The organism is Aeromonas sp. DNRA1, assembly GCF_963888745.1.
GTDB lineage: Bacteria > Pseudomonadota > Gammaproteobacteria > Enterobacterales > Aeromonadaceae > Aeromonas > Aeromonas hydrophila.
In genome coordinates, this window is record NZ_CAWPKQ010000002.1 from 194,502 (window position 1) to 209,009 (window position 14,508).

At 65.8% G+C, this 14,508-nt stretch carries 10 protein-coding genes; 5 read left to right on the top strand and 5 right to left on the bottom strand.

Annotation, left to right across the window (positions count from 1 at the left end):
- Nucleotides 1–106 precede the first annotated feature (106 nt).
- The 4 genes from btsR to AACQ43_RS06960 form a co-directional block, all read right to left on the bottom strand.
- A complete protein-coding gene (btsR, locus tag AACQ43_RS06945; RefSeq protein WP_168966662.1) occupies nucleotides 107–844 on the bottom strand; it encodes a two-component system response regulator BtsR in 738 nt (245 codons plus the stop codon).
- Nucleotides 838–2,532, bottom strand: coding sequence for a LytS/YhcK type 5TM receptor domain-containing protein (locus AACQ43_RS06950; RefSeq protein ID WP_168966664.1), 1,695 nt, complete (start codon nucleotides 2,530–2,532; stop codon nucleotides 838–840). Before AACQ43_RS06950 ends, btsR begins: the two co-directional genes overlap by 7 nt.
- Nucleotides 2,533–2,755: 223 nt before the next feature.
- Nucleotides 2,756–3,367: a response regulator transcription factor gene (locus AACQ43_RS06955; protein WP_168966666.1), complete on the bottom strand. Its 612-nt coding sequence runs from the start codon at nucleotides 3,365–3,367 to the stop codon at nucleotides 2,756–2,758.
- Between the two features lies 1 nt (nucleotide 3,368).
- The gene (locus tag AACQ43_RS06960; RefSeq protein ID WP_168967153.1) at nucleotides 3,369–5,324 is read right to left on the bottom strand and encodes a sensor histidine kinase; all 1,956 of its coding nucleotides are present in this window, start codon (nucleotides 5,322–5,324) and stop codon (nucleotides 3,369–3,371) included.
- Nucleotides 5,325–5,583: 259 nt separating this feature from the next.
- Between AACQ43_RS06960 and dsrO the strand changes: the two genes are divergently transcribed.
- From dsrO to AACQ43_RS06975, 3 genes are read left to right on the top strand one after another with little or no spacing between them, the layout of a single operon-like run.
- The gene (gene dsrO / locus AACQ43_RS06965; RefSeq protein WP_168966669.1) at nucleotides 5,584–6,372 is read left to right on the top strand and encodes a sulfate reduction electron transfer complex DsrMKJOP subunit DsrO; all 789 of its coding nucleotides are present in this window, start codon (nucleotides 5,584–5,586) and stop codon (nucleotides 6,370–6,372) included.
- Nucleotides 6,362–7,468: an NrfD/PsrC family molybdoenzyme membrane anchor subunit gene (gene nrfD, locus AACQ43_RS06970; protein ID WP_168966671.1), complete on the top strand. Its 1,107-nt coding sequence runs from the start codon at nucleotides 6,362–6,364 to the stop codon at nucleotides 7,466–7,468. The genes dsrO and nrfD overlap by 11 nt, the downstream gene beginning before the upstream one ends.
- The gene (locus tag AACQ43_RS06975) at nucleotides 7,468–10,575 is read left to right on the top strand and encodes a tetrathionate reductase subunit A (protein ID WP_168966673.1); all 3,108 of its coding nucleotides are present in this window, start codon (nucleotides 7,468–7,470) and stop codon (nucleotides 10,573–10,575) included. The genes nrfD and AACQ43_RS06975 overlap by 1 nt, the downstream gene beginning before the upstream one ends.
- Before the next feature lie 56 nt (nucleotides 10,576–10,631).
- Here AACQ43_RS06975 and AACQ43_RS06980 read toward each other — a convergent pair whose 3' ends face one another.
- Nucleotides 10,632–11,993 (bottom strand): endonuclease/exonuclease/phosphatase family protein, encoded by a 1,362-nt coding sequence (locus AACQ43_RS06980; RefSeq protein ID WP_168966675.1) that lies wholly within the window; start codon nucleotides 11,991–11,993, stop codon nucleotides 10,632–10,634.
- A gap of 140 nt (nucleotides 11,994–12,133) precedes the next feature.
- Between AACQ43_RS06980 and AACQ43_RS06985 the strand changes: the two genes are divergently transcribed.
- Both AACQ43_RS06985 and AACQ43_RS06990 read left to right on the top strand, forming a co-directional pair.
- Nucleotides 12,134–12,970 (top strand): patatin-like phospholipase family protein, encoded by an 837-nt coding sequence (locus AACQ43_RS06985; RefSeq protein WP_029304266.1) that lies wholly within the window; start codon nucleotides 12,134–12,136, stop codon nucleotides 12,968–12,970.
- A gap of 555 nt (nucleotides 12,971–13,525) precedes the next feature.
- Nucleotides 13,526–14,500 carry an L-tyrosine/L-tryptophan isonitrile synthase family protein gene (locus tag AACQ43_RS06990; RefSeq protein ID WP_168966677.1) on the top strand — a complete coding sequence of 325 codons (975 nt, stop codon included), beginning with the start codon at nucleotides 13,526–13,528 and terminating at the stop codon, nucleotides 14,498–14,500.
- The last annotated feature ends 8 nt before the right edge of the window (nucleotides 14,501–14,508 follow it).

The following is a 14,508-nucleotide window of genomic DNA, read 5'->3' on the forward strand; positions in this document are numbered from 1 at the left end:
GCAGAAAAGCGGCCCCGAGCGGTTTGAGGGATGAGCCGGCGGGCGTGGGAGGCGGGTGAGTGGTAACGGGCAGAGCAGGAGCGGAGTGAGTGGCCCGCTCCCTCCCTCAGGGGATCTCCAGCAGCTCCTTGAGGGACTTGAGGTAGCGGCGGCTCACCGGCACCTTGTGGCCGCCCTGGGTCACCACCTCCGCCAGCCCGCCGTCCAGCAGCAGGATCTCGCGGATCTGGCCGGGGTTGAGCAGGTACTGGCGGTGACAGCGCACGAAGCCGGTCTTCTCCTCCAGGGTGCGCAGGGTCAGCTCTGTGGTGCCCTGCTGCTGGGCGCTCACCACCTTGTTGCCGGCCAGATCGCTGTGGATGAACTCCACCTCGCCAAGGGGCAGCAGCAGAATGCGGTTGTGGCCGCTGCAGGGGATGCTGCGCAGGGGCTGGGCGATGCGGGTCGGGTCCGGCAGTGGTTGGCCCGCCAGCTCACCTTTTGGCGAGAGCAGCCGCTGGATGCGCTCCAGCGCCTTGTTCATCCGCTCTGCCGTGACCGGCTTGAGCAGGTAGTCGAGGGCGTTCTCCTCGAACGCGCGCAGGGCAAACTCGTCGTAGGCGGTGATGAAGACGATGTGGGGGCGCAAGTCCGGGTCCAGCATGCTCACCAGCTCCAGCCCGTTGATGCGCGGCATCTGGATGTCGAGAAACAGCAGGTCGGGCTTGAGGCGATGGATGGCGGGAAGCGCCTCCATGGCGTGGGCACACTCCCCCAGCAGGCGGATGTTGCCCGCCTGCTCCAACAGCAGCCGCAGCTCCTCGCGGGCGAGGGGTTCATCGTCGACGATCAGGGCGGTCAGCATGGGCTCTCCTGCAGGGGAAGGGTGATCCTCACCCGGGTGGATTGATGGGGCTCGGAGTGAATGGTGACCCCGTACTCGGCGCCGTAACGGGCCTTGATGCGCCGATCCACTATGTTCATGCCAAGGCCGCTCTCCTCCCGTTTGGCCTGATAGAGGCCGGCGTTGTCCTCTACCTCCAGCACCAGCTGCTCGCCCTCCTGCCGCGCCGTCAGGGTCAGTCGGCCGGGCTCGAACATCTGGGAGATGCCGTGCTTGATGGCGTTCTCGACGATGGGTTGCAGGGAGAAGGTGGGCAGCCGGTATTCCAGCAGCGGCTCGGGAATCTGGATCTGCACGCTAAGGTGCTCGGCGAAGCGGGCCTGCTCGATGTGCAGGTAGGCGTTCACGTGCTCCAGCTCGTCGGCCAGGGTCACCTCGTCCCCTTGGCGTTTGAGGTTCTTGCGAAAGAAGGTGGAGAGGTGGTGCACCAGGGTACGGGCGCTTTCTGGATCGCGCCGGATCACTGCCGACAGAGTGTTGAGGGCGTTGAACAGGAAGTGCGGGTTGATCTGCGCCTGCAACAGCTTGATCTCCGACTGGGCCAGCAGCCGTTTCTGCTCGTTGTATTTGCTGGCCAGGATCTGGCCGGAGAGCAGCCTGGCAATCCCCTCTCCCAGGGTGCGGTTGATGGAGGAGAAGAACTTGCGCTTGGGCTCGTAGAGCTTGATGGTGCCCACCACCGACCCCTCTTCCCCCCGCAGCGGAATGACCGGCGAGGAGCCGAGCCGGCACTGGGGATGCAGGTTGCAGCTGTAGGGGATGAGGTTGCCGTCGGCATAGACCACCTCGTTGTGCTGGATCGCCTTGAAGGTGTGGGCGGAGTTGATGGCGGTGCCCGGCAGATGGTGATCCTCGCCGATGCCGATGAAGGCGAGCAGTTTCTCCCGATCGGTGATGGCCACTGCGCCGACCCCGGTCTCCTCGTAGAGAATGCGCGCCATCTGCTGACATGCCTGCTGGGTGAAGCCCTTGTCCAGCACCCGCATCGCCCGCTCGGCGATCTTGAGGGCGCGGGCGGAGAAGGCAACCGAGTACTTCTCCAGCATGGCGCGGTGATCGAGGATCATCCGCATGAACATGGCGGCCCCCAGGGTATTGGCCACCAGCATGGGGGCGATGATGTTCTCGATAAGGTGGATGGCATCATCGAGGGGACGGGCCACCAGCAATATGATGCCCATCTGCATCAACTCGGCGACGAGGGCCACCGAGCCGACAACCCAGGGGCTGAACAGCAGGTCGAGCCGATGGCGGGCGACGAAGTGGCGGTGCACCAGGCCGCCGAGCAGCCCCTCGGCGATGGTGGAGAAGGTGCAGGCGAGCGCGGTAAAGCCCCCCAGCGAATAGCGATGAATGCCGCCGGTCAGCCCCACCAGCAGCCCCACCACTGGGCCGCCGACGATGCCGCCGAGCACGGCGCCGATGGCGCGGGTATTGGCGATGGAGTCCTCGACCCTGAGGCCAAAATAGGTACCCATCACGCAGAAGCCGGAGAAGATGAGGTAGCAGAGGATCTTGTGGGGCCAGCTCAGGGTCACCTGAGTCAGCGGCATGAACAGCGGCGTCTTGGAGAGCAGCCAGGCGATCACCAGATAGACGCAGAGCTGCTGGAAGAGAGATATCACGAGCGCGAATTGTTCGAAAGCCACGGCACACTATCTCGAAAGGGGATGCTCATCCAATGGACGCGGAGTATTAGCAAACCCCGATTTGCGCTGCAAGCCGCGGGCGCCGGAATAGCGCGCCTGCGCACAGATTTGCCGGCACCCTGAGCCAAAGGCATCCCCTGTGCGGCCGATGGGGGATGGGCATAGGCCCGGCAAGTGGGTCACTCTCCCGGCCTGGCTCAGGGGCCTGGATTAGTATCCCGGCTCAGGGGGCTGAATGGACGTTTGCATAGAGCAGCATCAGCTCGGCCAGGGAATCGACCTCGAGGCGTTTCATCAGGCTGGCGCGGCACACCTCGACGGTGCGCACCGAGATGCAGAGATCCTGCGCAATCTGCTGATTCTTGTGGCCCCGGGCGATGAGCTGCAGCAGCTGGTGCTCGCGGGGGGTGAGCCGCCGGTAGGCGGCCAGCTGGGCGAAACGGGTGGCCGCACTCAGCGTCGCCTGCTCGGCCCGCGCAATGGCGGCGAGCAGGGGGGCCAGCTGCACCGGCTTTTGCAAGAAATCCACCGCCCCCTGCTTGAGGGACTCCACCGCCAGTGGCACCTCCCCGTGGCCGGTGAGAAACAGGATGGCGATGGGGCTCTGGGCCGTCTTCAGCCGCTGCTGCACCTCGGGGCCAGAGAGCCCCGGCATGCGGCAGTCGAGGATGAGGCAGGCGGGCTGGTGCAGGTCGACCTCGGCCAGAAAGCGCTCGCCATCGGCAAAGCTGAGCAGCTGCCGCTCGTCGCAGCTCTCCAGCATGAAGCGCAGGGAGTCGAGCACGGCCTCGTCGTCGTCGACCAGATAGAGCGGGGGGCGGGCAGGGGTCGGCATCTCAGTTCCTCGGCATGTCAGTGGATGAAGGGAGGGTTTCGGGGGGCGGCACGGGCAGGATGACCCGGGCCAGACAGCCGTGGGGGCTCAGGTTCTCCAGGCTGAACTGGCCGCGATGGCTCTCGACCACCTCCCGGCAGATGGCGAGCCCCAGCCCCATGCCATCCGGCTTGTCGCTGTAAAACGCCTGCTGCAGTTCGGTGGCGGGGACCCTCAGGCCGACGCCGTTGTCGCGGATCTCCAGCTGCAGGCTCTGCGCCTCGAAGGCGATCAGCAGCTCGACCCGGGCAGGCGCCTGCGCCGCTGCTTGCACAGGGGGGTGAGCAGGGGAGTGAACAGCGGGGTGCGCACTCTTAGCTGCCCTCTGCGCCGCTCTCTTCGCTGCACTCTCGGCGCCATTCTTGATGAGGTTGACCAGCAGCTGCTCCATCCCGGTGCCGTCCAGAGGTAACGGGCGTGGCTGGCCCCGCCAGTGCAGGGTGAAGGCGACGTCGAGCGGCGCCAGCATCTGCTCCAGCAGGGGGCGCAACTCCGCCACCAGGGTGGGCAGATCGCAAGGCGCGAAGCGGGGAGGGCGCTTTTGCAGCCTGGCTCTGAGCCGGTTGACGGTCTGGGTGATGCGCTGGACCTGTAGCCCTATCTGCTCCAGGGCCTGACGCAGGGAGGCCTGGGCGGCAACCTGGGCCGGATCCTGTGCCAATCTGTCCAGTCGCAGCAGTGCCCCCTGGCTGTAGTTGGCGATGGCGGTCAGGGGCTGATTGATCTCGTGGGCCACGTTGGCGCCCAGCTCACCCAGTTCGGCGAGTCGTCTGGCCTGTGCCAGCTGGCGTCCCTTCTGCTCAAGCTGGTGGCGGGCTTTGAGCAGCCGGCGCTGGCTGCGGTTGAACAGGTATTGCAGTAGCAGGTGGTGGCCCCCCAGCAGCAGTACCAGCGCCAGGGCGCCCCAGCCCCACTGTTGATGCTGGCGCAGCCAGTGCCAGGCCGCTTGCCACCAGGGGCCCTGCAGCGGGTGGCGATCCAGCGCCTTGAGTAGGCGGTCGATGGCAAGCTCGCTGGTGGGCACGGTCCAGCCCGCCGAATCGGCGGCGATGGCCGCCTCGCTATCAGCGGGCAGATCGTACAGCGCGCGGGTCACCGCCAGCGCCAGCGCGGGGGAGGCCCGCTCTGTCTTGGCGAAGGACCAGTTGGGGTAGAGCCGGGTCGAGCTCTGGCAACCAAAGCCGGCCGGCGCCTGATCGTCCAGCACCCGAAACGCCCCCCTGGCGACCTTGCCTTCCCGCTCCATGCGCTCCAGCTGGCACACCGGCACGATGGCGGCGGCCACCTCCCCTGCCGCCAGCCGCTCAATGAGCCGGTCCAGCGGAAAGCCGGTGAACTGCACGGTGGAGAAGAAGCGCTCCAGCCTGACCCCCTGTTCGCCCGCCTCGAAGCGATAGGCGAGGTAGCCGCCGAAGGCGTTCTCCGAGACGGCGGCGACCGCTTGCCCCTCGAGGTCACGCCAGTGTCGGTAGGGGGCCCGGGCGGGCACCACCAGGGCGGCGCCGATGGCGAGATTGTCCCCCCCGGCCGGGCTCTTGAGGGTGGCGAGCCAGGCCAGCGGGTACTGGCGCGCCAGACTCACCGACTGGCCCGGGTTGGTGATGACGAAATCGAGGTGCTCGCGGGCGACGGCCTCGGCCAGTTCATCGAGCCCCAGCGGATGCAGCACGAAGCGATGGTCGGGCACGCGCTGTGCCAGCCAGCGCAATAGCGGTTGCCACTGGGCTCTGGCCAGGGCCGGGCCACGGGGTGCCAGCACGCCGATGCGTATCGGTTCGGCCAAGGCCTGCACCGGCGCGGCCTGGGATGGTGCGGGTTGCTGCCGGGCCGGCGCTGGCGAAGAGGGGGTCGGGGCGGCCTGCACCCGCAGCGGCAGGGCTGACAGGGCGAGCCAGAGCAGCAGGCTGAGCAGGGACAAGGGAAGTGGGGCGTGCAGGGGGCTCTCCTCTCGGTGCAAAGGGGGCAGTCTATCACTGGGGCGCGCGCTTGCACGCGAACGGGGCCGGGAGGGGCGGCAAACGCCGCCCCGGTCACAGTTCAGCAGGGCTGGGGCATTTTTTATTGCGCTGGATCAACCCGGCTCCCGGTATGTGGAAAACCACAATAGAGGCGACTTCCTGCGTTGAGGACAATCGGCCCAACCCCTTTCAAGCCAGCTCAGCAGAAGGAAAGATGCCATGGAGCCCAGCAAGCGCCGATTGTTATCCGGGATCGCCGCCCTCACCGCAGGGGCGGCCCTGATCCCCGTCACCCAGGTTCAGGCGCAGTCTGTTCCCGCTCCCCGCAACGGGCGGGCGGCCATCAGCCGGGGGGACGGTCGCAAGCGTTACGGCATGCTGATCGACCTGCGCCGCTGCGTCGGTTGTCAGGCCTGCACCGTGGCCTGCACCATCGAAAACCAGCCTCCACTCGGCCAGTTTCGCACCACGGTGAGCCAGTACGAGGTGAGTGACGTGGCCGCCCTCGAGGCTCCCGCCTCTCTCTTGATGCTGCCGAGGCTGTGCAACCACTGCGCCAAGCCCGCCTGCCTCGATGTCTGCCCCACCGGCGCCACCTTCCAGCGCGACGACGGCATCGTGGTGGTCAACAACGACTGGTGCGTCGGCTGCGGCTACTGCGTGCAGGCCTGCCCCTATGACGCCCGCTTCATCAACCACGAGACCAACACCGCCGACAAGTGCACCTTCTGCGCCCATCGGCTGGAGGCGGGGCTCTTGCCCGCCTGCGTCGAGAGCTGTGTCGGCGAGGCGCGCATCATAGGGGATTTGAATGATCCCAAGAGCAGGATCAGCCAGCTGCTGCGCGAACACGAGCCGGCGCTCAAGGTGCTCAAGCCCGAGGCCCATACCCAGCCGCGGGTGTTTTATCTCGGCATGGAAGAGGCCTTCGTCAGCAAGGTCGACGGCAACCCGGCCCTGCGCACCCTGCTCACCGACGATGGCAAGGAGATAGCCCATGGTCATTAACGAACTGCTGGCCCCGGCTCAGCCCATCACCTGGCTGCCCTGGGCGGTGCAATATTTCTTCCTCATCGGCCTCGCCTACGGAGCCCTCTGGCTCGGCGCGTTTGAGCTGTGGCGCAAAGCGCCGGACCCGCGGCTGCAGACCCTGGCGGCGGTGCTGATGGTGGCGGCCGGCCTGGTGGCCCCCATCGCCCTGACCGCGGATCTGCACCAGCCGGCCCGGGCCTGGCACTTCTACGCCCAGGCGCGCTTTGGCTCCGTCATGTGGTATGGCGCCTATCTGCTGCCGCTGTTCAGCCTGCTCTCCATGCTGCTCGGCTGGCTGCTGCTAAGGCCAGCCCTGGCCCGGCGCGGCGCAGAAGGGGACAAGATCGCCCGCCTTGCCCGGCTGCTCTGCCTAGGAAGCTGGTCGGGGCACGTTTGGCTGCGGCCTCTCTCTTTGCTGGCCGCCCTGAGCGGGCTCAGCATCGCCCTCTACACCGGGCTCGAGACCATGGCGGTGGCGGCGCGCCCGCTCTGGCATACCCCCTGGTTGCCCTGGCTGCTGACCCTGAGCGCCGTGCTGGGGGCTCAGAGTGCCCTGCTGCTGCTCAATCGCTTGCTGGCGGGCTGGCGTGCCCAGACCGAGTCGACCCTGCTGCGCCAGAGCGGTTGGACGTTAGGCCTGCTGGCGCTCTCCCTGCTGGGCTGGGCCCTGTTTGGCGGCGCCTCGGCGGCAGAGGCCGCGGCCCTCTATCGGCTCGACCCGAGCTGGCGGCTGGCGGCCCACTGGCTGTTGCTGACCCTGGGGCTGGCCAGCCTGCTGATGTTGCTGCGGCCCAGGATCTCTGCTCGCCTGTCACTCTGGGGGTTGGCGCTGCTGGGGCTGCACCTGGTGTGGGGCCTGCGCTGGCTGGTGCTGATCCAGGGGCAGCTCGCACCCAAGTACGGGGCCGGCGTCTATCTCTATGACATCGCCTGGGGCCCGGCCGGTGTGCTCGGCATTCTCGGTACTTTCGGTCTGCTGGTGGCCCTGCTGGTGGCCCTCTCGGAGCTGGTGCGCCCCTCTGCTTCCTCCGCCATCAAGGCATCCACAACTTTTGCACGCGAGGCACTCTGATGGATCACAGCAAACGCAAGTTTCTCAAGGGCGCCGCCATCGCTGGCGGCACCGGGCTGTTCGTCGCCGGTTACAGCGACACCCTCAAGCAGGTGGCGAGCGGCCTTGCCACCGGCAGCTCGGGCAAACCGACCCGGGATCCCATCCATGGCAACTCGCTGGCCGTGGAGTACCGGGTTGACGAGCGAGGGGAGCTGTACCCCAACCCGGCCCAGCGGGTTGCCAACACCATGTGCCTCGGCTGCTGGACCCTGTGCGGAGTGCGGGCCCGCATCGACAACGAGCGCGACCAGATAGTGCGGATCTTGGGCAACCCCTATCACCCCCTCTCCGCCCGCCATCACATCGACTTCAAGACCCCGGTCAAGCAGGCGCTGCTCGCCACCAGTGGCTACCAGGACGGGGGGCTGGATGGGCGCTCCACCGCCTGCGCGCGGGGCAATGCCATGCTGGAGCAGCTCGACAGCCCGCAGCGGGTCACCCGCTGCCTCAAGCGGGTGGGACCCCGTGGCAGCGGCCGCTGGCAGAGCATCCCCTTCGAGCAGCTGGTGGCCGAGGTGGTGGAGGGGGGCGATCTGTTTGGCGAGGGCCTGGTTGAGGGGCTGCGGGCCATTCGCAACCTCGCCGAGCCGCTCGACCCGGCCAACCCGGAGTACGGCCCCAGGGCCAACCAGCTGCTGGTGAGCAACGCCTCGGACGAGGGGCGGGATCACTTCATCAAGCGCTTCACCTTCAACAGCTTCGGCACCCGCAACTTCGCCAACCACGGTGCTTATTGCGGCCTGTCGTTCCGGGTCGGGGCCGGCGCCCTGCTGGACGATCTGGAGAAGAACGCCCACCTCAAGCCGGACTGGGACGAGAGCGACTTCCTGCTGTTCATGGGCACCTCGCCCCAGCAATCGGGCAATCCCTTCAAGCGCCAGTCCCGTCAGCTGGCGGCAAACCGGGCGCGACCGGGCAAGCCGTTCTCCTGCGTGGTGGTGGCCCCCAGCCTGCCCAACACGGTGAACATGCCCTCCGCCCCCGCCAACCGCTGGCTGCCCATCCGCCCTGCCACTGACTCGGCGCTGGCCATGGCCATGCTGCGCTGGATCATCGACAACCAACGCTACGCCGAGCCTTTCCTGACGGCCCCCCATGCTGCTGCCGCCGAGCGGGCCGGCTATCGCGGTTTTTGCAACGCCAGCCATCTGGTTGTCTGCGACGAGGGGCATCCGCGCTTCGGCCAGATGCTGCGGGCCAGCGATCTCGGCTTGCCCTTTGAGGGGGAAGCCTATGGAGAGGGGGACGCTATGCTGGTAGAGGAGGCGAACAGCGGCGAGCCGAGACCCGCTGGCCAGTGTGAGCGGGCCAACCTCTGGGTGGATCGCCCCATTCAGGGCCCCAAGGGGGCGCTGATGGTGAAGAGCAGCTTCCAGCTGCTGGCCGAGGCGTGCCGGGAGCACACTCTCGCGCAATACAGCGCAGAGTGCGCCGTGCCGGTGAGTGATATCGAGGCGCTGGCGCGGGAGTTCACCAGCCACGGCACCCGGGCGGCGGTGGTCTCCCACGGCGGCACCATGAGCGCCAACGGCTTCTACTCGGCCTGGGCCATCATGATGCTCAATGTCATGATTGGGAACTTGAACGCCCGGGGCGGCGCCGTGGCGAGTGGCGGCAAGTTCGAACCCTTCGGGGCGGGGCCGCGCTACGATCTGGCGAGCTTCCCCGGCATGGTCAAGCCCGCCGGGGTCTTCCTGTCGCGATCCAAGTTCCCCTACGAGAAGACCTCTGAGTATCGGCGCAAGCGCGAGGCGGGCCAGAATCCCTATCCGGCGCAAGAGCCCTGGTTCCCCATCTCGGGCCCCTTGCTCGGCGAACACCTGACAGCGGCGGTGAACGGTTACCCCTACCGGCTCAAGGCCTGGATCAACCACATGGGCAACCCCCTCTACGGCCAGGCCGGGCTCAGCAAGGCCATAGGCGAGCAGTTGAAAGACCCCAAGGTGCTGCCGCTCTTTATCAGCATCGACAGCTTCATCAACGAGTCGTCGGCGCTGTCGGACTACCTGGTGCCGGATACCCTGACCTACGAGTCCTGGGGCTGGGCCACCGCCTGGCACGGGGTGATGACCAAGGTTTCCACCGGCCGCTGGCCCATCGTGGAGCCCCGTGTCGCCAAGACCGCCGAGGGAGATCCGGTCTGCATGGAGTCCTTCTTTATCGCGGTGGCCAAACGGCTGGGGTTGCCGGGCTTTGGCGAGGGGGCGCTCAAAGGGGCGGACGGCAAGGTGCATGCCCTGCACAAGGCGGCGGACTTCTCCCTCTACGGGGCGGCCAACGTTGCCTATCTCGGCGAGCCGGTGCCCGCCATAGGTCTCGAGGATCTCGCCTGGTCCGGAGTAGAGCGCATCCTGCCGGTGTTGAATGCCACCCTGAGCGCGGAGGAGGCGGGTCGCGCCGCCTACCTCTTCGCCCGTGGCGGGCGCTTCGAGCCGGCGGCCAAGGGGCGCGATGCAGCGGGTCAGCCGAGCAAGCGCTGGCCCAAGCCGCTGATGGTGTGGAACCCCGAGGTGGGCAGCCGCCGTCACAGCCAGAGCGGGCAGTTCTTGAGCGGCACCCCGCGCTTCTTCCGCCCCCAGCTGGCGGACGGCACGCCGCTCAATGAGGCGTTCAAGCCGGCCCAGTGGCCGCTGCTGCTCACCAGCTACAAATCCCACACCATGAGCTCCATGAGCATCGGCTCGGATCGCCTGCGCCAGGTGAACCCCAGCAACCGGGTGCGGCTCAATGCACAGACGGCGGCGCAGCTGGGGATCGAGAGCGGGGACAGGGTGCGAGTCAGCACCCCGGATGGCAGCGTGATCGGGGTGGCCGAGTGCGTGGCCGGGGTGCAGGCCGATGCCATCGCCATCGAACACGGCTTCGGCCACAAGGAGCTGGGGGCGCGGGAACACTGGATAGACGGCCAGAAAGTGGTTGCCAATCCGCTGCGCGGAGCCGGGGTTAATCTGAACGATCTGGCGGTGCTGGATCCCAGCCGCCATGGCCGCTACCCCCTGGTGGACTGGGTCATCGGCTCGTCGGCCCGCCAGGGGCTGCCGGCCCGGGTGGAGAAGCTGGTATGACGATCCAATGAAAACGGGGCCTGCGGGCCCCGTTGCTTGTCTGCTCTGCGTCACTGTCACAGTTTGAAGTCGACCCACACCAGGCGGTGATCCGAGCTGACGCCTTTGGCGATGCCGAGCTTGGCGTCGTACACCAGGTGGTAGCCCGGCTCGAAGCTGGCTGGCCAGAACACGCCGGAGGCGACCGCGTTCAGGTTGGCGGAGGGCAGCACGTGGTCAAGCTGCAGGCCGCTGCTGCTGGTGATGCGCTCCGGGGTGGGGCGGCTGTTGTTGCGCTTGCACTGATCCGGCTGGCTGGCGAGGCACTCGGGGCCGCCCTGGCTGACCGGGATCAGGGTGCCGTTGGTGACGGCCTGGTTGACCAGCACATGGTTGTGCAGATCCTGAATGGCGGTCAGGTCGCCATCGCCAATCTGGGGATCGGCGTTGAGATCGCCGGCGATGACGAACTTGGCGCCCGCGGGCAGGCCACCGGCCTTGCCGGCGTCATCCACCATGTAGCTGGCGGTCTCCACGTAATCCTGCCAGAAGGCGACTTCGGCCCGGTTGTGCTTGACGTTGTGGCGCGCCGCGTTGCCGAAGATGGGCGGGGTCGGGTGGGAGATGAGGAAGTGGATCACCTCCTCCTTGTTGCCGTGCTTGATGCGCACCGGTACGTCGGCGTGGTTCTTGGACGAGAGCGGGAAGGCCTGCCAGGCGGCATCGTCATACCAGGCATCGCCGCACTGGCGGCCGGCCGGGATCGGCGCCTTGGCATTGTTGCAGTCGTCGATGACGGGGTTCGTTTCGCCCGGCATGTCCTTCCACTTGAATTTCTGGAAGGTGCGGATCTGCTTGGTATCGATGGGGTACTGGGACATCACGGCGAAGGCGTACTGGCCGTGGTAGTTGCCAAAGCCCCAGGCGTCGTCCGGCCCATTGTTGATCTTGCCGTCCAGGTTGAGGTCATGGCCGCTCATCAGGCCGGTGTTGGTGGCGAAGTTCTGCAGCACCGGGTAGCTGATGGCCTTCACCTCGTCGTGCTGGGCGTGGGCCAGGTAGTTGTCGTTGAAGGCTTTGAGGTCCGTGGTGTCGGCGCCCTTGCCGTCATTGTCGAATTCGTTGAGCAGGAACACGTCCGGCCGGGTGCGCTGGATGATTTCGGCGATGTTGCGGATCTGCTGCACGTCGAGGGCCTTGGTCTTCTCGGCGCCGCTCAAGGTGCCGTCGGCGAGGCGGGCCAGCAGGGCATCCTGTTCGGTGCGACTGAGGGCCAGTTCACCGGCGAGCATGCCGGCTGCGGTGCGATCGAAGGAGAGGTTGAAGGTAGCGAAGCGAACCATGGGGGTCGGGGTCTCGGAGTCATTTTGGCTGTTACAGCCTGCCATCAATCCGAAGGAAATGGCAGCGGCCAGTAGGGATTTGCTGATATTTTTCATTGTAATATTCCGTAGCATCAATAAGTTATACCTTGCTCATGGGGAGCGAAGGCGTGCCCATTATAGGGATCCCGGCCGGCAGCCGGGCTCTGAATGGGCCAAAGTGTGAGACCATTCACAGAGCAAAACGGAGAGGCGAGATGAGTCGGCGACAGACGGCCCTGGTGGTCGAGGGGGGCGCCATGCGCGGCATTTTCGCCGCCGGGGTGCTGGATGCGTTTCTGGCCAAGGGCCGCACGGCGTTTGATCACTGCATCGGGGTATCGGCCGGGGCGGTCAATCTGGCGGCCTTTCTGGCCGGTCAGCAGGGGCGCAACCACAACGTCATCACCGACTACTCCTGCCGTCCCGAGTTCATCAACCTGGCCAAGTTCTTGCGCGGCGGCCACTGGCTCGATCTCGACTGGCTGTGGGCCATTACCATCCGCGAATGCCGGCTAGATCTGGCGCGCTTTGCCGCCAACCCGGTGCCGCTGACCGTGGTGACCACCCGGGTCGCGGACGGCCAGGCCGCCTACCTCAAGGCCAACGCCGCCGAGCTGGAGCAGCAGATCAAGGCCTCCTGCTCGGTGCCGCTGGTCTACCGGGACTTCGTGCGCATCGACGGGGAGGCCATGACGGATGGCGGGGTGGCGGACTCCATTCCGGTGCGTCACGCCTATGAGCAGGGGGCGCGCGACATCACGGTGGTGCTCTCCCGCCCGCTGGGCTATCGCAAGCGGGCGCCGCGCCTGCCCGCCCTGCATCGCTACCTGCTGCGCGAGACGCCGGCCCTGGCTCGCGCCAGCCTGTCGCGTCATCAAAGCTACAACGATGCCATCGACTTCATCCGCCAGCCGCCGGCCGATTGCCGCATCCGGGTCATAGTGCCGCCGGCGGGTTTTCGGGTCGGCCGCATGACCACCGACCGGGGACGGCTGGAGCAGGGTTACCAGATGGGCTGGCAGGCGGCCCTCGACTATCTAGGGAGCGCTTAGGCGCGCTCTGTGTACAGTTTCGGCCCCGAACGGGGTCGCCACCATGAAAGCGCATGGCGATGGCGCAGCAGATCTGCGACGCGTCATTTCGCCCGGTCATTCCCCTCTTGCGCGGCGGTGGCTGCACTCTGTTCGTCTGCTTAATATGTAGCTGGATAATTATTTGCGATATTTACAGCGAAATGGTCAGGATTGCCACCATGAAAAAATATGACTATTAAGCTGTGCTAAATAATCCACGAGTCAATTTGTGACTTAATAATAAAACGACCGGGGAACTTTTCTGATTGGTTATATTTGATACGCATTTATTTAAATAAAATTTGTTTATATTCATATGCATAGTTCAACATAACTTATGCGAAATAGATTATTCGCTGCGGGTTGAATCTGTTTACATCAATGGCGAATTGATAGCCTGACTTCATCTCGGCTACTGTCCCCTCTCGATTCGTTTGGGTAGCAAACGGATACAAAAATAATAACGACAGAGACTGGACGCATTGATAAAGAGTCATCTTTATTGATTTTAATCCTGCCAAAGGAGCCGGAATAATGAGTGGTTTATCTTCCCATCATATTGCCCAAAATATATTTGCCGAGCTGTTGCCTTATCGCCGCCGCTTCCCCGATCCCATTCTGGATCGGCAGCAGGAGGAAGCAGAGGTGGCCGCCATCCAGATCCCCCGTCTGCAGGCCTTCATCGAGCGGGGCGAGACCATCACCTGCGTGCTGCCCGCCTTTCCCACCAAGTCGCCCAATCCGAACAAGGTGCTGGGCACCCTGCCGGACATGGCGGAGCGGCTCTCCCTCAGCTTTCTCAACCACCTCTGCCAGCGCATCCAGCTGCACTATGCGCCCGGCATGCGGATCCTCATCTGCTCGGACGGCCATGTGTTCGGTGACCTCATCCGGGTGGCGGACCCGGCCATCGACGCCTATCAGGCCCACATCGAGCAGCTGATCCTGGAGCTGGGGGCGACCCACCTCGGGGTCTTCCACTTAGGCATGGTGGCGGGCATGGCCGAGTCTTGCGCCAGCCGCGACTTCGACACCCTGCGCGAACAGCTGGTGGAGCGCTATGCCGAGCCGCTGGCACAGATCACGGAAGAGGTGAGAAGCACCGAGGAGGGCATTCGCCTCTATCGCGCCATGACCCGCTTCCTCTATGAAGACAGCCAGCTGCCGGATACCCCGCTCTCCAACACGGCGCTGCAGCGGGATGCCAAGGCGCGCACCCATGCGGTGATCCAGCGCAGCCGTGCCTGGGGCAACCTGCTGGCTGAGCGCTTCCCCGAGGCGATCCGCCTCTCCATCCACCCCCAGGCGAGCCACAGCCTGAAGATGGGCATCCACATGCTGCCGACCCGGGATGACTGGCTCACCCCCTGGCACGGGGTGGCGGCCAATCTGGATGGCCAGTTCGTGCTGATGAAACGGCGCGACGTGCTGGCGATGGAGCATGAGCTGGTCCACATCCACGGCCGTCCGAGCCACTACCTGATCAACGGCAAGCAGGCCGCCGCCTGAGGAGTTTC